This is a genomic window from Nocardioides piscis, assembly GCF_011300215.1.
GTDB lineage: Bacteria > Actinomycetota > Actinomycetes > Propionibacteriales > Nocardioidaceae > Nocardioides > Nocardioides piscis.
In genome coordinates, this window is the sequence record NZ_CP049866.1 from 2,298,868 (window position 1) to 2,318,684 (window position 19,817).

Annotated in this window: 12 protein-coding genes and 1 pseudogene; 5 read left to right on the forward strand and 8 right to left on the reverse strand. The window is 70.1% G+C overall.

The window, feature by feature from the left end:
* The first annotated feature begins 24 nt into the window (after nt 1-24).
* On the forward strand, nt 25-939 hold the full coding sequence (locus G7071_RS11345) for an EamA family transporter (RefSeq protein WP_166318714.1): 915 nt from the start codon (nt 25-27) through the stop codon (nt 937-939).
* Here the strand turns inward: G7071_RS11345 and ppdK are convergent.
* Nucleotides 932-3,591, reverse strand: a pseudogene (ppdK, locus tag G7071_RS11350) (pyruvate, phosphate dikinase). The gene G7071_RS11345 and the pseudogene ppdK sit on opposite strands and share 8 nt — an antisense overlap.
* Before the next feature lie 105 nt (nt 3,592-3,696).
* Here ppdK and G7071_RS11355 point away from each other — a divergent pair.
* From G7071_RS11355 to G7071_RS11370, 4 genes are read left to right on the forward strand one after another with little or no spacing between them, the layout of a single operon-like run.
* On the forward strand, nt 3,697-4,698 hold the full coding sequence (locus G7071_RS11355; RefSeq protein WP_166318717.1) for an FkbM family methyltransferase: 1,002 nt from the start codon (nt 3,697-3,699) through the stop codon (nt 4,696-4,698).
* A complete protein-coding gene (locus G7071_RS11360; RefSeq protein ID WP_166318720.1) occupies nt 4,695-6,194 on the forward strand; it encodes a glycosyltransferase in 1,500 nt (499 codons plus the stop codon). Before G7071_RS11355 ends, G7071_RS11360 begins: the two co-directional genes overlap by 4 nt.
* Complete coding sequence (locus G7071_RS11365) at nt 6,191-7,672, forward strand: glycosyltransferase family 4 protein (protein WP_166318723.1); 1,482 nt, start codon at nt 6,191-6,193, stop codon at nt 7,670-7,672. Before G7071_RS11360 ends, G7071_RS11365 begins: the two co-directional genes overlap by 4 nt.
* On the forward strand, nt 7,642-10,074 hold the full coding sequence (locus tag G7071_RS11370; protein WP_166318726.1) for a glycosyltransferase family 4 protein: 2,433 nt from the start codon (nt 7,642-7,644) through the stop codon (nt 10,072-10,074). Before G7071_RS11365 ends, G7071_RS11370 begins: the two co-directional genes overlap by 31 nt.
* 21 nt (nt 10,075-10,095) lie before the next feature.
* Here the strand turns inward: G7071_RS11370 and G7071_RS19280 are convergent, their stop codons facing one another.
* The 7 genes from G7071_RS19280 to G7071_RS11400 form a co-directional block, all read right to left on the reverse strand.
* Entirely contained in the window at nt 10,096-10,500 is a 405-nt protein-coding gene (locus tag G7071_RS19280; protein WP_246209959.1) for an NUDIX domain-containing protein, read from the reverse strand.
* Nucleotides 10,494-10,841, reverse strand: coding sequence for a hypothetical protein (locus G7071_RS19285; RefSeq protein ID WP_246209960.1), 348 nt, complete (start codon nt 10,839-10,841; stop codon nt 10,494-10,496). Before G7071_RS19285 ends, G7071_RS19280 begins: the two co-directional genes overlap by 7 nt.
* A 24-nt stretch (nt 10,842-10,865) precedes the next feature.
* Nucleotides 10,866-12,689, reverse strand: coding sequence for a multicopper oxidase domain-containing protein (locus G7071_RS11380; RefSeq protein ID WP_166318730.1), 1,824 nt, complete (start codon nt 12,687-12,689; stop codon nt 10,866-10,868).
* Between the two features lie 81 nt (nt 12,690-12,770).
* Complete coding sequence (gene glgB, locus G7071_RS11385) at nt 12,771-14,708, reverse strand: 1,4-alpha-glucan branching protein GlgB (protein WP_166318733.1); 1,938 nt, start codon at nt 14,706-14,708, stop codon at nt 12,771-12,773.
* On the reverse strand, nt 14,705-16,123 hold the full coding sequence (locus G7071_RS11390) for a maltokinase N-terminal cap-like domain-containing protein (RefSeq protein ID WP_166318736.1): 1,419 nt from the start codon (nt 16,121-16,123) through the stop codon (nt 14,705-14,707). Before G7071_RS11390 ends, glgB begins: the two co-directional genes overlap by 4 nt.
* Entirely contained in the window at nt 16,120-17,814 is a 1,695-nt protein-coding gene (gene treS, locus G7071_RS11395) for a maltose alpha-D-glucosyltransferase (protein ID WP_246209961.1), read from the reverse strand. The genes G7071_RS11390 and treS overlap by 4 nt, the downstream gene beginning before the upstream one ends.
* Nucleotides 17,811-19,772, reverse strand: a complete 1,962-nt coding sequence (locus G7071_RS11400) for an alpha-1,4-glucan--maltose-1-phosphate maltosyltransferase (protein WP_246209962.1) — start codon at nt 19,770-19,772, stop codon at nt 17,811-17,813. Before G7071_RS11400 ends, treS begins: the two co-directional genes overlap by 4 nt.
* Nucleotides 19,773-19,817 lie beyond the last annotated feature (45 nt).

A 19,817-nucleotide genomic window follows, 5' to 3' on the forward strand; every position in this document is an offset into this window, starting at 1 on the left:
GTTGACCCCCGCAGACTCTTCGGCGTGAACGTTCGTGACTCCGCGCTGGCCGCCCTGGTCGCCGCCATCTGGGGCTTCAACTTCGTGGTGATCGACTGGGGGATGGCCGACGTCCCGCCGCTGCTCTTCGTCGCGATCCGGTTCACCGCGGTGATGGTGCCGGCGATCTACTTCATCGCCCGCCCCCGGGCCCCCTGGCGCACCATCGTGGGTGTCGGCTGCTTCATGTCGCTGGGCCAGTTCGGCTTCCTCTACCTGTCGATGGCGGCCGGGATGCCACCCGGGCTGGCAGCGCTGGTCCTCCAGGCCCAGGTCGTCTTCACGATCGTGATCGCGGCCGGGGTGCTGCGCGAGGTGCCGACGGCGGCGCAGGTGGCGGGCGTGGTGCTGGGCGTGGTCGGCCTGGTCGTCGTCGGGACGGGCAGGGGAGGCCACGTCCCGGCGGTCGCCTTGGGGCTGTGCCTGCTCGGTGCTCTCTCGTGGGGGATCGGCAACGTCGTGGCGCGGGCCGCGCGCGTGTCGGGCGGGTTGTCGCTGACGGTGTGGTCGGCGCTCGTCGTGCCCGTCCCGATGGTCGTCCTGTCGCTCCTGGTCGACGGGCCGACGGTCGTGGCGTCTGCGCTGGCGGGCTTCTCCTGGCAGGCGGCGGTGTCGACCGCCTACACCGCAGGTCTCGCCTCGCTCGTGGGCTACGGCATCTTCAACGGGCTGCTCGCCCGCTGGCCCTCCAGTGCTGTCGTGCCGTGGATCCTGCTGGCGCCCGTGGTGGCGATGGCGTCGGCATGGGCACTCCTGGACCAGCGTCCCAACGCTGCCGAGGCGGGCGGCGGGGTGCTGCTCCTGGTCGGGGTCCTGATCGCACTGCGGCCGGCGGGCGGCATCCGGCGTCGCCCCGCTCCGGCCGAGGCCGAGGTGATCGAGGAGGCCGCGCTCAGCTGAGCGCCGCCCGGCCAGCCTCCAACCGGGCGACCGGCACCCGGAACGGAGAACAGGAGACGTAGTCGAGTCCGACCTCGTGGAAGAAGTGGATCGAGGCCGGGTCACCGCCGTGCTCACCGCACACCCCGAGGTGGAGCTCGGGGTTCGCCTCCCGGCCGGCGGTCGCCGCGCGGCGCACGAGCGCACCGACGCCGTCGATGTCGAGGGACTCGAACGGGGAGACGGGGAAGACGCCCTGCTCGAGATAGGTGCTGAAGAACGATGCCTCGACGTCGTCGCGGGAGAAGCCCCACGTCATCTGGGTGAGGTCGTTGGTGCCGAACGAGAAGAACTCGGCCGACCCGGCGATCTCGCCGGCTGTCATGGCGGCCCGCGGCAGCTCGATCATGGTGCCGATCTTGTGGGGGATCTCCACGCCCAGCTCCGCCTCGACTTCGCGGGCGATCTGCACGATCCGGGCCTTGACCAGGTCGAGCTCCCGCACGCTGGCCACCAGCGGGATCATGATCTCGGGCTCCGACTGACCGCCGCCACGGATCCACTCAGCAGCCGCCTCCAGGATCGCGCGCGCCTGCATGGTGAACAGGCCGGGGATGACGATGCCGAGCCGGACACCGCGCAGGCCCAGCATCGGGTTGGACTCGTGCAGGCGTTGTACGGCGGCGAGCAGCTTGCGCTCGCGCTTCTTGCGGTGGCCGCGGAGGTCCGCCACAGCCATCGAGACCGAGAGGTCGGTCAGGTCGGGGAGGAACTCGTGCAGCGGCGGGTCGATCAGCCGGATGGTGACCGGCAACCCGTCCATCGCCTCGAAGATCTCGAGGAAGTCCTGGCGTTGCATCGGCAGCAGTGCCGCCAGTGCGGCCTCCTGCCCCTCGTCACCCTCGGCGACGATCAGGTCCTCGACCAGCTGGCGACGCTCGCCGAGGAACATGTGCTCGGTGCGGCACAGGCCGATTCCCTGGGCGCCGAAGCGACGAGCCCGCGCGGCGTCCGAGGCCGTGTCGGCGTTGGTGCGCACGCGCAGGGTCCGCTGGGAGTCGGCGTGCTCCATGAGCCGCGCGACCGCCTCGACGAGCGGCTGGTCGACGTCCTCGCCCTCGAAGTGGCGCACGACGTAGGAGTCGACGACCGGGACCTCGCCGTCGAAGACCTCGCCGGTGGAGCCGTCGATGGAGATGACGTCGCCCTCGCTGATGGTCTTGCCGTCGCGGACGGTGAACTGGCCGGCGCGCGTGTCGACGTCGAGTGCCTCGGCGCCGCAGACGCAGGTGCGACCCATGCCGCGAGCCACGACCGCCGCGTGCGACGTCTTGCCGCCGCGACTGGTGAGGACGCCCTTGGCGACCATCATCCCGTGCAGGTCCTCGGGGTCGTCTCCTTGCGGACCAGGATGACGTCCTCGCCCTTCTCCGCCCACTCGACCGCGGTCTTCCAGTCGAAGACCGCACGGCCGACGGCGGCACCGGGGGAGGCGTTCATGCCCACGGCCAGCAGGTCCTTGTCGGCGTGGTCGTCGAAGCGGGGGAACATCAGGTTGGCGAGCTGCTCGCCGTTGACCCGGCGCAGCGCCTCGTCGAGGTCGATGAGGCCCTCGTCGACCATGTGGCAGGCGATCCGGAAGGCTGCCTCCGGGGTGCGCTTGCCGACCCGGGTCTGCAGCATCCACAGCGTGCCGCGCTCGATCGTGAACTCGATGTCGCACATGTCGCGGTAGTGCTGCTCGAGCGTGCTCATGATCGAGACCAGCTCGTCGTAGGACTTCTTGTCGATGTCCTCGAGGTCGGCGAGGGAGACGGTGTTGCGGATGCCGGCGACGACGTCCTCACCCTGTGCGTTCTGGAGGTAGTCGCCATAGATGCCCTGGTCGCCGGACGCCGGGTCGCGGGTGAAGCAGACGCCCGAGCCGCTGGTCGCGCCACGGTTGCCGAACACCATCGCCTGGATGTTCACGGCCGTGCCGAGGTCTTCGGGGATCTGCTCCTGACGGCGGTAGAGCACGGCACGGTCGGTGTTCCAGGACTCGAAGACAGCCCTGATCGCCCCGTCCATCTGCTCGCGCGGGTCCTGGGGGAAGTCGCTGCCGGTGTGTTCGCGGATCAGGCCCTTGAACGTCCCGATGAGCGCCCGCAGGTCCTCGACGTCGAGGTCGAGGTCGTTGGTCACGCCCTTGGCGTCCTTGGCCGCGTCCAGCGCGTCGGCGAAGTGATGGCCCTCGATCCCGAGCACCGTGGCGCCATACATCTGGAGGAGGCGGCGATAGGAGTCGAGGGCGAAGCGCTCGTCCTCGCTCTGGGCAGCCAGACCGGCGACGGACTCGTCGTTGAGCCCGATGTTGAGGACGGTCTCCATCATCCCGGGCATGGAGAACGCCGCCCCCGACCGGACGCTGACGAGCAGGGGGTCTCCCGCGTCGCCGAGGGTTCGACCCATGTCGCGCTCGAGCTTCGCGAGGTGCTCGCTCACCTCGTCGCGCAGCCCGTCGGGCTCGGCGCCGGAGGCGAGGTAGGCACGACAGGCCTCGGTGGTGATCGTGAAGCCCGGGGGGACGGGCAGGCCGAGGTTGACCATTTCCGCAAGGTTGGCGCCCTTGCCACCCAGCAGGTCCTTCTTGCTCTTGTCCCCGTCGGCGAAGTCGAATACCCAAGTGTTCACGAGGGCATCTTGCTCCACGCGAGCCGGAAAGGGGAGGACGGGTGTGCTCGTCGTCGAAGCGATGGGTTGTCAGCAGCAGCTTTGCTCCTCGTTATAGTCCCTCGCGTGATCGAGGAAAGGTTCGTGTCGTACGCACAGAATCGAGAGGACGTAGTCCTGTGGCGGGCGCTGCAGGGCATCCGCAATGGCAGGTACGTCGAGATCGGAGCCAACGACCCCGAGCAGGACTCGATCTCCAAGGCCTTCTACGACCGCGGCTGGTCCGGGCTGGAGGTCGAGCCGGAGCCTAGCTTTGCCCAGCGCTACCGAGCGGCAAGACCGCGCGACGTCGTGGTCCAGGCCGCGGTCACCGGGACCGGTGACCAGGTCGTGCTCCATCGCATCCAGGGGACGGGGCTGTCCACCACCGTCGACGGCTTCGGCGCCGGTCACGAGGAGGGCGGTCACCACACCGAGGACATCACCGTCCGCGGAGCCCGGCTCGACGACCTGGTCGCCGAGCACGGCTTCGACACCGGCGACGTTCACTTCTGCATGATCGACGTGGAGGGCGCCGAGGCCGACGTGCTCTCGACAGTTGACCTGCGCGTGTGGCGCCCCTGGGTGCTGGTGATCGAGGCCACCGAGCCCAACTCCGTGCGCTCCACCCGCGACCAGTGGGAGGAAGGCGTCCTGGCGGCCGGCTACCAGTTCTGCCTCTTCGATGGGCTCTCCTGCTTCTACGTCGCCGAGGAGCACGCCGCCACGCTCGCGGACCGCCTGTCCTACGCCGCGGCGGTTTCCGATCACTACGTCGACGCGCGGCACGAGGACCTGACCAAGCGCTGGGAGGAGGTCGCGATCGAGCTGGGCGAGTGGCGGGCCAAGGCGCTGACGACGTGGGCCAACGGCATCGTGTCGACCTCCGACGTCCAAGCGTACAGCGCCCAGGTCAAGAGCCTCACCGAGGCGCTGGCCGACGCGGAGAAGACGGTGGCGCGGCAGGCAGCGCAGATCAAGGCGCTGCGCCAGCGGCTGAAGAAGGCCGCCCGGGCGGGCGAGGGTGAAGCCGTCAAGCCCACCCTGGTCGGCAAGGTCGCGCGGACGATGTCGGGGCGCCGCCGGTGATCCCCGGCGTCCAGGCGGAGACCGTCGTCGCAGCGCTCGCGCAGCGCCTCGAGGTCGCCGCCCAGCACCTCGGCTGCGGGGACGCTCCGCTCGGACCACCGGCCGAGCGCGCCGTGTCCTTGATCGACGCGATCACCCCGGTGCTACCCGTGAGGCCCGGTCCGGAGATGTGGCTGTTCCTCGTCGCCGTGCTGGGTCGACTGCCGGTCGCCACCGAGGTCGAGGCCGCGGCACGGGTGCTCGAGCTCGAGGGTGCCGTCGCTCTCACGACCCATGTGCTCGAGCTGGCCCGCCAGGACCCGTCCAGCATCCGTGCCGACCTTGAGATGGACGTCGTGACCGACCGGGTGGTCATCTCGGCGGACTACTGTGCCCGCGAGGACAACCACACGGGCGTCCAGCGCGTCACACGCGCCCTGGCGCAGCGGTGGCACAACGAGCACGGTGCCGTCGCGGTCGCCGACATCGACGAGCGCACCGGCTTCCGCAACCTCGCGCCGGCCGAGGAGTCACGCGTCTACCGCTACGGCCAGGACCCCGCGCTCGCCCCGACGTCCGGGACGACGTACGAACGACGCCTGGTGGTTCCCTTCCGCACCACCGTGGTGTTCCCGGAGGTCGTGCACTGGGACTCATCGCCCGTCAACCTGTGCCTGTCCGCCTACTCCGGGAACACCACCTGCGCCATCGGTTACGACACCATCCCCATCCTGTCCTCCAGCCTGCGACCCCACGGCGAGGCCGGGGTCTTTACGCGCTACCTCAGCGTGGTCAAGCACACCACGCGGGTCGCGGCCATCAGCCAGTCCGCGGCCAACGAGTTCCAGGGGTTCGTCGACATGCTCGCGGCCCAGGGCCTGCCGGGGCCGGAGGTCCGCGCCATCCCCCTGGCGACCGAGATCGACGGGCACGCGCAGGTGACGCCCACGCGGTCCTCGACCGAGCGACCGCTCGTGGTCGTGCCGGGCCGGCTGGAGGCCCACAAGAACGTGCTCACTGCCGTCCAGGCCGCCCACCGCCTGTGGCAGGAGGGGCTCGACTTCGAGGTCCTGCTCCTCGGTGGTGCCGGCGTCGGCCAAGAGGCCGTCTTCGACGCAGTCACCGCCATCCAGGCCGAGGGTCTCCCGATCGAGCGCCTGGGATGGGTCTCGGACGACGTCATGTGGCAGGCCTTCACCGATGCGGCGCTCATCGTCTTCATCTCCTTGCACGAGGGATACGGGCTGCCCCTCGTGGAGGCGATGTCGTGCGGCGCCCCGGTCCTGACCAGCAACATCGGCAGCCAGGCCGAGATAGCCCGGGACGGGGGATGCCTCACGGTCGACCCCCGGAGCCTGACCTCGGTGGCGGACGGCATGCGGGAGCTGATTACCCGCCCCGAGCTCCGTGCCGAGCTCACCGCCCAGATCGCCCAGCGGCCCGTGCGCGGATGGGATGACTACGCAGCCGACGTGTGGGACTTCGTGGTCGCGCCGGCGACGGGGGTGCGGGCGTGAAGCCGTCGCTGAGGGACCTCGCCGAGAGGACCTGGGCCAAGAGGTACGCCCTGCTGGTGCGGGGCCTGGGTGGGACCGACCGTGGGACACCGGAGGGGCTCAGCCTCGCCTCGGTGGGACCGATGGTCCACCGTATCCTCGACCCCGGCGACCGCTCGCACGTCTGGATCGCCCTGAGCGTGATGACGGGTCGTCTGCCCGACGAATCGGTGCTCGGTGCCGTGGCGATGGCGTCCGAATTCGACGCTGGGGAAGCGCTCGGCGACGTCTTCGCGAGGGCAGCCGATCGGGCCAGTCTGCGGAGGGAGGTCAGCCTCGCCGATCCCGACGACGTGCTTCTCGACGTGACGACGACGCTGCAGACGCCGTACACGACCGGCATCCAGCGGGTCGTCCGCGAGACCGTCGCGCGGTGGGTGGCGGAGCACCCTCTTGCCCGACCCGTCGTCTGGACCAGCGACGAGGCGGCTCCCCGCGAGCTGACCGAGCGAGAGCTGGCCCACTTGACCGGTGGGACCGGGGGCGCGCGTGTCCAGGGCTCGGACGCAGGCGCACGGCTGGTCGTGCCCTGGCGGTGCACCTTTGTCGTCCCCGAGGTGCCGACCAGCACCACGCGGGCGGCGGCGATGCAGGCCCTGGCGCGTTGGTCCGGCTGCCGCACCTCCGCCATCGGCTACGACCTCGTTGTGGTGACCTCGGGGGAGACGCGCATCGACCACGGCAGCGAGACCTACTACAGCTACTTGTCGGCACTTCAGGGCTTCACCGCCGTCGCGCCGATCTCCGGAGCGTCCGGCGCCGAGTTCGGGGGGTGGGCCAAGGCCCTCGACAGCATCGGTCGCACAGGCCCGCGCCTGGACACGGTGTCCCTGCCCGTGGCGATCGACCGGGCCGACGAGACGACCCGGTCGGAGGTCGCTCACGTGCTGGGCACCCGGCTGCCGGTCGTCCTCGTGGTGGGCAGCCACGAGCCCCGCAAGAACCACCTGGCGGTCCTGCACGCCGCCGAGCTGATGTGGCGCGAAGGGCGAGAGTTCCGGCTGGTTTTCGTCGGGGGGCGCGCGTGGGGTAGCGAGGACTTCGGTCGCCGGGTCTCCCAGCTCGCGGCGGTCCGGCGTCCGGTGGACGTCTTCAGCGGGGTGGACGACGAGTTCTTGGCGGCGGCCTACGAGCTGGCGCGGTTCACGGTCTTCCCGTCCTTCAACGAGGGGTTCGGGCTGCCGGTGGGTGAGTCCCTGGCGATGGGGACGCCGGTCATCACCTCCAACTTCGGCAGCATGGCCGAGATCGCGGCCGATGGTGGGGCGCTGACCGTAGACCCGCGCGACGACCACGCGATTGCTGACGCGATGCGCCGGCTGCTCACCGACGAGGCGTTGCTGGCCGACCTGGTCAGGCAGGCGCGCAACCGCCCGAGCCGCACCTGGGACGACTACGCCGCCGAGACGTGGTCCGTGCTCGTGGGCGACGGGAGCTGACCGGGGTGCGCGTGTGCAGCATCGTCACCGCGCGCGACGTCGCCGGGGCGCGGGTCCTGGTCGCGAACCTCGCGCAGCACGCCCCGGGGACGCAGGTGACCCTGCTGCACGTCGGTGACGGTGAGACCGAGGCCCCGGAAATCAGCGGCGCCGAGGTGGTGGGGCCGGAGGAGCTCGGCATCGACCCGCTCGCCCTGATGCGCTGGCGTCTGACGCGCGACCTCGCCGGACTGGTGGGGACCCTACGGCCGCACTTCGTCCGACACCTGCTCGGGCGCGGCGAGGTGCTGCTGTGCCTCGACCCGACGCGCGTCGCGGTCGGTCCCCTCGAGGAGCCCCATGACGTCCCGTCCGGGGTTGGCCTGCTCCCGCGGCTGGTCGAGCCGATCCCCGTCGACGAGCTCCAGCCCTCCGAGTCGGTCCTCGCCCAGCAGGGTGTCGTCGACCCGGGCGTCGTCCTGGTGGCGCCGGAGGCCGGCCCCGTGCTGGGCTGGTGGGCGGAGCGGGTCGACGTCGACCCGGCGACTCCGTGGCTGGACCTGGCGCTGGCGATGTTCCCTGACCTGGTGGGGTACGTCCGTCCCCCGGGCTGGAACGTCTCCCAGGCACGGCTGCTGGACCGTCCGCTGGAGCGCCGTGACGGCGTCGTCACGTTGGAGGGGGACGTTGTGTCGTTCCTGGACCTGACCGGCTTTGACCCACGACGTCCGTGGCTGGTGGACGGCCGCCAGACCCGGGACCTGCGCACCCTCGTGAGCCGCGACCGGGTGCTGGGCGAGCTGCTGGACGAGCACGCGCGGGACCTCGTGGACGCCGGTCATGACGACGGTCTCCACGACCAGCTCTTCTCCGTCGTCGACGGGGTGGTCGTCGACGACGTGGTGCAGACCCTCGTGCGACATGAGGTGGACGCCCTCCGACGGCGCGGCGGCACGCGACTGGACCTGGGACGGGGCGGCACGGCGCTGCGCGACTGGCTGACCGAGCCGGACCCGGACGTGGACGGCGTGCGGCACCTCGGGCGCTACCTGGCTGAGCTCTACCGGCGCAGGCCGGACCTGCACCAGGTCTATCCCGGCGTGCGCGACGGCGACGTCTCCGGCTATCTTGACTGGACCGAGCTCGTCGGCATCAGGACCGACGGCATCCCCCGATGGGTCGTCGAGGCCGGCAACCGCTTGGCTCGACCTGCCCGCGACGCGGGTCCAGTTTCCACGGCTCCTGCTCCGCCGACCCTCGTGCCGGGCGTGGAGGTCGTGGGCTTCCTCAGCGCCGACCTCGGCATCGGGCAGGCCGCCCGGATGCTGGTCTCCGGGCTCGAGAAGGCCGGCCTTCCCATCTCGTCGCGCACCTACACCCGCACGTCCAGCCGGTTGGGCGTCGAGTGGACGGACCGGCCGGCGCCTGCCGGGGCCCGGCACGACACCGTGGTGGTCTGCATCAACGCCGACATGCTCCCGACCTTCATGCGGGAGGACGCCGGTCCGGGGTTCGCCGACGGGCGGCGCGTGATCGGCTTCTGGTTCTGGGAGCTCGACGACTTCCCCGCGTCCATGCACCCTGCCATCGAGCCGTTGGACGAGATCTGGGTGACGAGCTCGTTCACCGCTGACGTGCTGCGTGCTGCCACCGACAAGCCGGTCCACGTGCTCCCGCTGCCGGTCCACTCACCCGAGCGCAGCGACGTCGTGGTTCCCGAGCTGGGCGACAGCGACGTCTTCACCTACCTCTTCGTCTTCGACTACCTCAGCGTCTTCCAGCGCAAGAACCCCCTCGGTCTGGTGGCGGCCTACACGGAGGCCTTCCCCGCGCCCGGTGAAGCCCGACTCGTCATCAAGTCGATCAACCGGGCGAAGCGACCCGACCACGCGGAGCACCTGGCGTACGCCATCCGCGACCGCCCCGACATCGTCGTGATCGACCGCTATCTCTCCCGGGGCGAGCTCGACGCCCTGATGTGGAGGGCCGACTGCTACGTCAGCCTCCACCGCTCGGAGGGCTTCGGCTTCACGATGGCTGAGGAGATGGCCATCGGCAAGCCGGTCATCGCGACGGGCTACTCCGGCAACATGGAGTTCATGACGCCGGCCAACAGCCGTCCGCTGCGTCACCGAATGGTGTCCGTTCCTCCCGACGCGGAGCCTTACCCCGAGGGCGCGTCGTGGGCCGAGCCCCGGCGCGGGCACGCGGTGACGGCTATGCGCCGGGTGCTGGAGGACGCCGAGCTGAGGGCCCGCCTGGGCCGGGAAGCGGCCGCAACCATCGCCGAGCGCCACTCCGTGGAGGCGCTGGCTCGTGCGGTGCTCGAGCGCCTCGCGGCGCCGGCACCGCACCAGGAGGGCCGTCCCGGGTGGCGGGCGTCGTGGGGCCGCGCGGCCCGTGGGCGCGGGCAGCGGGACTGACCACGGCGGTCCGGGGGAGCGCTACGCCGGTCGACCGGACTCCGTGTAGTCGTCGCCTCGGATCGCGGCCTCGACCCGGCGGGCGGTGTAGTCGGCGGCCCGCTCGTGCACCTGCTCGAGGGTGCAGAAAGCGACGTCCCGGATCTCGCGTTCCTGCTTGACCACCTCGGCCAGGATGGCCTCGTCGTGGCGGCCTCCGTCGAAGACCAGGCAGACCGCGTCGTCCCAGCCGCCCCAGGGCGGGAGCCAGTCAGTGAGGAGCAGGTCGCCGGGCTCGATCACGAGACCCAGCTCCTCCTCGAGCTCGCGGCCGACCGCGAGCCGGGGCGACTCGCCCACCTCGACCACCCCGCCCGGCAGGTCCCAGTCCTGCTTGTAGGTCAGCCGGCACAGCAGCACGCGACCCGCGTTGTCGCGGATCAGCATCTGGCCGATCGCGCGCTTGCGGGGAGGAAGGAGTTGAGCAGCGCCCGGAAGCCACCGGGCTCGTCGAGGGGGGTGTCGCCCACGACGCGGGCATAGACGATCCGGTCGACAGGCGCGCCGCTGACGGTGACGCCCCGCATGATGCCCTCGCGGTGCAGGCCCGACCACGTGGCGGTTCGTTGGGCGTCGGTGTCACCGGGATCGACCAGGGTCTCCACCCGCGCGTGCACGGTCAGGGCCGCAGACACCTCGCGGCGTACGTCGTCGATCGTGTGCTCGTGCGTCCACGCGAGACGTGCGACGCCCTCCGCGACGATGGACACAGTGATCGGGTCGGCCACGGCGCCACCCTAGTGGGGAGACGGTCACCGCCTGACGACGTCGAAGCGGGCCATCATCCCGTGGTCCTCGTGGTCGAGCATGTGGCAGTGGATCATGAACGGCCCGGTGTAGTCCTTGAACCGGGCAGCGACCTCGACGACGTCGCCGGGATCGAGGCGCCAGGTGTCCTCCAGGGCGCGCTCCCAGGGCGGTGGTCGACGCCCGTTGCGCAGCACGGTCCGCCACTGCTCGGCGTGGATGTGGACGTAGTGGGTCATGTCGCTGGTGTTCCTCAGGCGCCACCTCTCGACGGACCCGAGCCGTGGCCGGTGGGCCGCGCGCCCGGGATCGAACGAGCGGCCGTTGATCGACCAGAAGGTGCCGTGACGGTCGTTGCCGCCGAGGTCGAAGCGCCAGGTCTTGGAGACGCGCGCCGGCGCCCGGACGAGCCGGGGTGACGGCAGGGTGCTCGGCAGTCGGGAGGGATCGGGAGCGCGGCGTCCCACACGGAACTCCATGAGCGCCGCTTCACGGGTGCCGGTGCCGACGGCGGCTCCCTCGTCGTCGCGCGGCACCGACGACAGCACCACGTTGTTGCCTGACTCACCGTGGAAGTCGACGATGACGTCGGCCCGCTGGGCCGGGCCGAGCACGATCGTGTCGCGCACCACGGGCTTCTTGAGCAGGCCGTTGCCGGTGCCGATCTGGACGAACGGCCGACCGTCGGAGAGCTCGAAGTTGTAGGCGGTGAACGGCGAGGAGTTCAACAGGCGCAGCCGGTGGCGGGTCGCGCTGACGCGGTGGTAGGGCGCGTAGCGGCCGTTGACCAGCACGTGGGTCCCCGTCGAGTGGTCGTCGGGCGGAGCGCCCCTTCCGAGCCAGGCCATCTGCCCGTGGTGGTGGGTCATCCGCGGACCTCTGGCGAAGGGGTCGGTCAGCCGGTTGTCCCTGCGGAACGACCGGTCGCTGATCATCAGCGGGATGTCGCGCGCACCCGTCGGTAGGCGGAGCTCCGCGTCGGCCGGGTCGTCGACGACGAACATGCCCTGAAGACCACGCCAGTTGTTCCGCGCGGTCTTGTCCATGCGGTGGTCGTGGTACCAGAAGAACGAGCCGGCCACGGGGTCGTCGCCGAACATGAGCGGGTATCGGTAGGTCCGCTCGGTGCCGGGACGCAGCAGGTGGGTGGTCGGCTGGCCGTCGTCCTTGGGCGCGTGGTGGCTGCCGTGCAGGTGGACCGACATCGAACCCGCGCGCCGGGGCAGCCGGTGGGCGAACGTGACCCGGGTGTCGCCCCCGGCGGGCCGCCTGATCGTCGGCCCGGGCCAGGAGCCGGCATAGGTCCACATCGGCGTCCTCGGCCCGTCCGGCAGCACCCGGACCCGGGCTGGTGTCATCGGGAGCCGGATGTCGCGGCCGCGCACGACCCGAGGCACCACGAGAGGCTGCTCGAACGCCGGTCGCTGTGGCTCCACCTCGCCCTCGGAGCCCGTGACCACCAAGGTCCCGCGCATGCCCGGATGGAACTTGCAGAAGTAGGCATAGGTGCCGTTGGCCAGCGCCTCGGTCTGCGTGATGGTTGTCGTCTCGCCAGCGGGGATGCGTACGTCGAAGAGCGGTCTGCCCTCGGCGTCGACCGCGTTGGAGGTGACGGTGTGGTCGATGGAGTCCAGGTTGACGACCGTGACCGTGCCGCCCGGGGCCGTCACCGTGGCCGGGGTGAACCTCGCCTTGCCGCCATCGGCGGTGATGACCACGGTGGCCCGGGCTGCAGCCTGGGAGACGGGAGGCGCGCCGTGGGTGGCCAGCGCGCCGGCGATCAGGGCGAGCGCCAGCGCGGCGACGCTTGTCCGGACGATCCCCCACACGCGACCGAGTATGCGACAGCAGGTCGCTCACGGCGAGCGTTCAGGAGGCGGTCCAGACCACCGTGCCCGGGACCGGGCAGCTCACTCCTCGACGCGACGGAACCACACTGTCGCCAGCGGCGGGACGACGATGTCGGCATGCGCCGGCTGCCCGTGGTGTGCGCCCTCGACGGCCGTCACCGATCCCAGGTTGCCGACCCCGGAGCCGGTGTAGGCATCGGAGTCGGTGTTGAGGACTTCTTCCCACGTCCCCGCCGTCGGCAGGCCCAGTCGCAGGCCCTCGTGCGGCGTCGCGGCGAAGTTGGCCACGCACACGACGTCCGGCTCGCCAGGAGCGCGACGGATGAAGGAGAAGACGTTGCGGCCGGCGTCGTTGGCGTCGATCCACTGGAAGCCGTCGTCCGCGCGGTCCCGGGCCCACAGGGCGCCCGAGGTGGTGTAGGCGTGGTTCATGTCGCGCACCATCGCGTGCACGCCGGCGTGCTCGGGGTGCTCCAGCAGCCACCAGTCCAGCTCCCTGGACTCCGCCCACTCCGACTCCTGGCCGAACTCACAACCCATGAACAAGAGCTGCTTTCCGGGGTGTGCCCACATGAAGGCGAGGTAGGCGCGCAGGTTGGCGAGCTGCTGCCAGCGGTCACCCGGCATCTTGCGCAGCAACGAGCCCTTGCCGTGGACGACCTCGTCGTGGCTGATCGGCAGGACGTAGTTCTCGGTGAAGGCATAGACGAGGGAGAAGGTCATCTGCCCGTGGTGGTGGGCGCGATAGACGGGGTCCTTGGCGGCATAGCCCAAGGAGTCGTGCATCCAGCCCATGTTCCACTTCAGGTCGAACCCGAGGCCGCCCTGCGACGTGGGAGCGGTCACCCCCGGCCAGGCGGTGGACTCCTCGGCGACCGTGACGATGCCCGGCACCCGCTTGTGCACGGTGGCGTTCATCTCCTGGAGGAACTGGACGGCCTCGAGGTTCTCGCGCCCGCCGTGCTTGTTGGGCGCCCATTCGCCGTGCTCGCGGCCGTAGTCGAGATAGAGCATCGAAGCGACGCCGTCCACGCGCAGCCCGTCGGCGTGGAACTCCTCGAGCCAGTAGACCGCGTTGGCATAGAGGAAGTTGCGCACCTCGTTGCGGCCGAAGTTGAAGATGTGGGAGCCCCACTCCTTGTGCCACCCCCGCTGCGGATTGGGGTCCTCGTAGAGCGGCGTGCCGTCGAAGCGCGCCAGCGCCCACTCGTCGGTCGCGAAGTGACCGGGCACCCAGTCGAGGATCACCCCGATGCCGGCCTGGTGGAGCCGGTCGATCAGCACCTTGAGGCCGTCCGGGTCGCCGAAGCGCGCGTCGGGAGCGAAGTAGGACGTCACGTGATAGCCCCACGAGCCGCCGAACGGGTGCTGCATGACCGGCATCAGCTCGACGTGGGTGAAGCCCAGGTCGGTGAGGTAGGGCACGAGCGAGTCGGCCATCTCGTGCCAGTCGTAGAGGTCGCCGCTGTAGTGCTTGCGCCAGGAGGCGAGGTGCAGCTCGTAGGTCGCCATCGGTTCGTCGACGGGTGACTTGTGCTGCCGCTGGGCGAGCCACTCCTCGTCGTTCCACTCATAGGTGGAGTCCCAGACGATCGAGGCCGAGCTCGGCGGCTTCTCGGCATAGCGCGCCATCGGGTCGGCCCGGTCGACCCAGGCCCCGTCGGCGCAACGCAGGCGATACTTGTAGTGCGAGCCGACCTGCGCCTCGGGCACGACGACGCTCCAGATCCCTGACTCCTCGATCCGCGCCATCGGGTGCTTCGAGCCGTCCCAGCCGGACCAGTCCCCGGTGACCTGGACCTCGAGCGCGTTGGGAGCCCAGACGCTGAAGGTGACGCCATCCTCGCCGACCTGGGCGCCCAGGACCCGCCACAGCTCCTCGTGCCGGCCTTCGTGGATCAGGTGGATGTCGAGCGCGCCGAGGGCGTCGGTCGGGCTGGTGCTCGTGGTCGGGGTGGTGCTCGTGGTCGGGCTGGTGCTCGTGGTCGGGGTGGTCATGGCGTCTCCGTCCGGTTGTCGGCCAGCCGGCTGATGGCCTCCAGCGGGATGTCGACCCACGTCGGACGGTTGCGGGCCTCGTAGACCGTCTCGTAGACGGCCTTGTCGGCCGTGTAGGCCGCCAGCAGGGTCTGCTGGGCGTCGGTGAGCTCGCCATCGGCATACGCCGTGACGAAGGCCGCGCCGTTGCGCGCAGACCACTCCGCGGCGCGATAGGCCAGCTGCTCCTGTGTGTCCTCGTGGACCGCGTCGGCCGCCTGGCCGGTCATCATCACCGCGCGGGGGGCGTAGTCGAGGGAGCGCAGCATCCCGGCCACGTCGCGCCACGGCGAGTCGGGCAGGAGGCGCTCGGCGAGCGGCTTGGCAGGTTCGCCCTCGAAGTCGACGATCTTCCAGCCCCTGACCGTGCGCAGCGTCTGGCCGAGGTGGAGGTCGCCGTGGATCTGCTGGACCTCGAGCTCGTCGAGCCCGGCGAGTGCGGCGTAGGTGTGCTCCAGGGCGTCGGCGTGCTCGGCAAGCGCCGGCACGACCTCGATCGCAGCCCTGAGGCGCCCGCGCATCGCGTCGGCCAGGTCCGCCACGTCGTCGCCCGTCAGCACGTCGACGGGGAAGTGCTCGGCCAGCGTGGTGTGGGTCTCGGCCAGCGCCCGCCCCAGACGGGTCGCCTCGCCGGCGAAGTCACCGCCGACCTCCTCGGCGTGCAGGTCGGCCTCGGAGAACAGGTCGCGCACGCTCGCGAGGGCGAGCTCCCAACCGTCGGTGGCGGTGCGCAGGAACTGCTGGAGCATGGCGAGCTGGATCGTGGAGTCGGTCTCCTCGTCGACGACGTCGAGCCAGCCGTAGAGCGCGGCCACGTGGTCGGAGCCGGCGCGCGTCAGGACCTCGTGGATCGAGACGTCCGGGTTGACGCCGGGCGTGACCTTGCGGAAGACCTTCATCAGCGAGTCCTCACCGAAGAGGACCGAGGAGTTGGACTGCTCGCCGGAGAACAGCGTGGAGTGGGCCTCGGTGTCGAGCTCGTGCCCGGCCACCCGGTGGAAGGCGAGATCGTCGGCGGTGACCTTGCCGTCCGCGGCGGCCGCGAAGGCCTGGAGCCACAGCGACATCGCCTCGCGGTCGTGCAGCGCGTCGTAGGCGTGGACCTCTCCGAGCCCCGGCTCGTCGAGCATGCCGATGAAGGCGTGCTCGAGGCGCTCCTGGGAGTCGGGATAGAGGGCCAGCGGGACCTGGTAGTGCTCCTGGTCGCCGTCGGCGTAGGAGATCTCCACCAGCTCGATCACGGCGGTGAGCTCGGGCGTCGAGTGCGGCAACGTGCCCACCCGGCGGATCTCTCCGAGCGTCCACTCGCGACCCTTGCCGCCGAACCAGCGGGCGCTGTCGATGTAGTGCTTCAGGCCGGTGTGCATGTCGTTCATGCGTGACCCTCCTCGTCGCGCTGCGACTCGACGAGCCGCAGCCAGTAGAAGCCGTAACCACCCAGGGTCATCAGGTAGGGCAGCTCGCCGATGGCGGGGAACGGCACTCCTCCGATCAGCTCGATCGGAACCATGCCCTCCCACTGCCGCAGGTCCAGCTCGATCGGCTGGGGGAACCGCGAGAGGTTGTTGATGCACAAGATGACGTCGCGGTTGCCGTCGCCGAGGTCGTGCTCGCGAACGTAGGACAGGACGCTCGGGTTGGAGCCGCCGAGGTCGGTGAAGGTGCCCAGGCCGAAGGCGGGGTGTCGCCGGCGCGCGTGCACGAGGCGGCGGGTCCAGTGCAGCAGCGAGGAGGAGTTCTCCATCTGCGCCTCGACGTTGACCGACTGATAGCCGTAGACGGGGTCCTGGATGGCAGGCAGGTGCAGCCGCCCGGGAGTGGCGGAGGAGAAGCCCGCGTTGCGGTCGGGCGTCCACTGCATCGGGGTCCGTACGCCATCGCGGTCGCCGAGCCAGATGTTGTCGCCCATCCCGATCTCGTCGCCGTAGTAGAGGACCGGCGAGCCCGGTAGCGAGAGGAGCAGTGCGGTGAACAGCTCCATCCGGTTGACGTCGTTGTCGAGCAGCGGCGCGAGCCGGCGCCGGATGCCGATGTTGGCCTTCATCCGTGGGTCCTGGGCGTACTCGTCCCACATGTAGTCGCGGTCCTCGTCGGTGACCATCTCGAGCGTCAGCTCGTCGTGGTTGCGCAGGAAGATGCCCCACTGGCAGCCCTCGGGGATGGCCGGCGTCTGCTCCATGATCTCCGAGATCGGGAAGCGCGACTCGCGCCGCACCGCCATGAAGATGCGCGGCATGACGGGGAAGTGGAAGGCCATGTGGCACTCGTCGCCACCGACGGCCGGGTCACCGAAATACTCCACCACATCAGCAGGCCACTGGTTGGCCTCGCACAGCAACACCCTTCCGGGGTAGTTGTCGTCGACGAAGCGGCGGACCTTGCGCAGGAACTCGTGCGTCTCGGGCAGGTTCTCGCCGTTGGTGCCGGGACGCTCGTAGAGATAGGGCACCGCGTCGAGGCGGAACCCGTCCAGGCCCATGTCGAGCCAGAAGGCCATCGCCTCCAGCATGGCGTCGTGGACCTTGGGGTTGTCGAAGTTGAGGTCGGGCTGGTGGTGGAAGAACCGGTGCCAGAAGTACTGCTGACGAACCGGGTCCCACGTCCAGTTCGACGGCTCGGTGTCGACGAAGATGACCCGGGCCTCTTCATAGAGCTCGTCGGTGTCGGACCAGACGTAGAAGTCGCCGAAGGGGCCGTCGGGGTCCTCCCGACTGGCCTGGAACCACGGGTGGGCGTCCGAGGTGTGGTTCATGACGAAGTCGATGATCACCCTGATGTCGCGCTTGTGGCACTCGTCGAGGAACTCGTGGAAGTCCTCCGTCGTCCCGCACTCGGGGAGGATGCCGTTGTAGTCGGCGACGTCGTAGCCGCCGTCGCGCAGCGGCGAGGTGAAGAACGGCGGGACCCACAGGCAGTCGACGCCGAGCCACTGCAGGTAGTCGAGCTTCTCGATCAGGCCCTTGAAGTCTCCGGTGCCGTCGCCGTTGGAGTCACGGAAGGACCGGACGAGGACCTCGTAGAAGACGGCAGTGCGGAACCATTCGGGCTGGGTGTTGTCGATCGTCAACGGGGGCTCCTGACCGTGAGGACGTGGGCGGGCTCGTGGCCGGGGTCGAGACGAACGTAGCTGTGGGTGCTCCAGCTCCAGTCGTCGCCGGTGATCTCGTCGTGGACGACGAAGGAGTCGTGCCAGTCCAGACCGAGGGCGGGCATGTCGAGGTGGACCATGGTCTCCCGCGTGGCGTGCGGGTCGAGGTTGACCACCACGATCACCGTGTCAGCGTCCGGACCGTCGCCGTCGCGCTTGGAGAAGGCGATGACGTTGTCGTCGTCGGTCTCGTGGATGGTGATGTTGCGGAGCAGCTGCAGGGCCCGGTGCTGGCGACGGAGCCTGTTCAACCTGGTGATGTACGGCGCCAGCGTGCGACCGTCAGCGTCCGCCTTCTCCCAGTCACGGATGCGGATCTGGTACTTCTCCGAGTCGAGGTATTCCTCCGACCCGGGCCGGACCGCCACGTGCTCGAACAGCTCGTAGCCGGCATACACGCCCCAGCTGGGGGACCCGCACGCCGCCAGGACCGCCCGGATCTTGAAGGCCGCCGGACCGCCGTACTGGAGGTAGGCGTGGAGGATGTCGGGGGTGTTGACGAAGAAGTTGGGCCGCATCAGGTGGTCGGACTCGGTCGCCAGCTCGGTGAAGTAGGACGCCAGCTCCTGCTTGGTGGTGCGCCAGGTGAAGTAGGTGTAGCTCTGGTGATAGCCGATGGCGCCGAGGCCGTGCATCATCGCCGGGCGGGTGAACGCCTCGGACAGGAAGATCACGTCGGGGTCGGTGCGACGGACCTCCTTCAGCAACCACTCCCAGAAGGCGAGGGGCTTGGTGTGGGGGTTGTCCACACGGAAGATCCGCACGCCGTGCGACATCCAGTGGCGCACGATCCGCAGCACCTCGCGGCAGATGCCGGGAGCGTCGTTGTCGAAGTTGATCGGATAGATGTCCTGATACTTCTTCGGCGGGTTCTCGGCGTAGGCGATGGTTCCGTCGGCGCGGGTGGTGAAGAACTGCGGGTGACTCGTCACCCACGGGTGGTCGGGCGCGGCCTGCAGGGCGAGGTCGAGGGCGACCTCGAGGTCGAGCGACCTGGCCCGCGCGACGAAGGCGTCGAAGTCGGCGAAGGTGCCGAGATCGGGGTGGATGGCGTCGTGGCCGCCGTCCTTGCTGCCGATCGCCCACGGCGAGCCGGGGTCGTCGGGTCCGGGCGTGAGGGTGTTGTTGGGGCCCTTGCGGTTGACCTCGCCGATGGGGTGGATGGGCGGCAGGTAGATGACGTCGAAGCCCATCTCGGCCACCGCGTCCAGCCGCTTCGCCGCTGTCTGGAACGTCCCGGTCGTGACCTTGCCGGTCTTCTCGTCCCTGGTCGCGCCTTCCGAGCGAGGGAAGAACTCGTACCATGAGCCGAACAGGGCGCGGTCGCGGTCGGCATACAGCGGGTAGGGGCCCTCGACGCTCAGCAGCTCGCGCAGCGGGTGGCTGGTCATGACCGCCTCGAGCTCCGGGCTCTGCAGCACGGCCAGGCGCGCCTCCACCGGTCGGTCGGTGTCGGCGGCGGCTGCTGCCGCCCCGTCGATCACGCGTTGCTGCGCGGCGTCGAGACCGCCTCCGGCCCGAACGCGGTCGAGGAGCAGCCGCGCCTCGGTGAACATCAGCTCGACGTCGACCCCCGCCGGGATCTTGATCCCGGCGTCATGGGCCCACGTGGCCAGCGGGTCGGACCAGGCATGGATCTCGAAGCTCCAGGCGCCCTCGACGTCCGGGGTCACCCAGGCCTCGTAGAGGTCCGGCACGTCGGGTCGGGTCGACATCCGCACCGGGGGACGACGTACGCCGGCGGGGTCGATGAGCACCGCCTCGGCGCCGAGCTGGTCGTGGCCCTCGCGGAAGACGGAGGCTCGTAGGGGAATGGGCTCACCGATCGTCGCCTTCGCCGACTGCCGGCCGAGGTCGACGACGGGGGAGACGTCCATGACAGGGATGCGACCAACCATGCGTCCACACTTGCGACTCGGCCG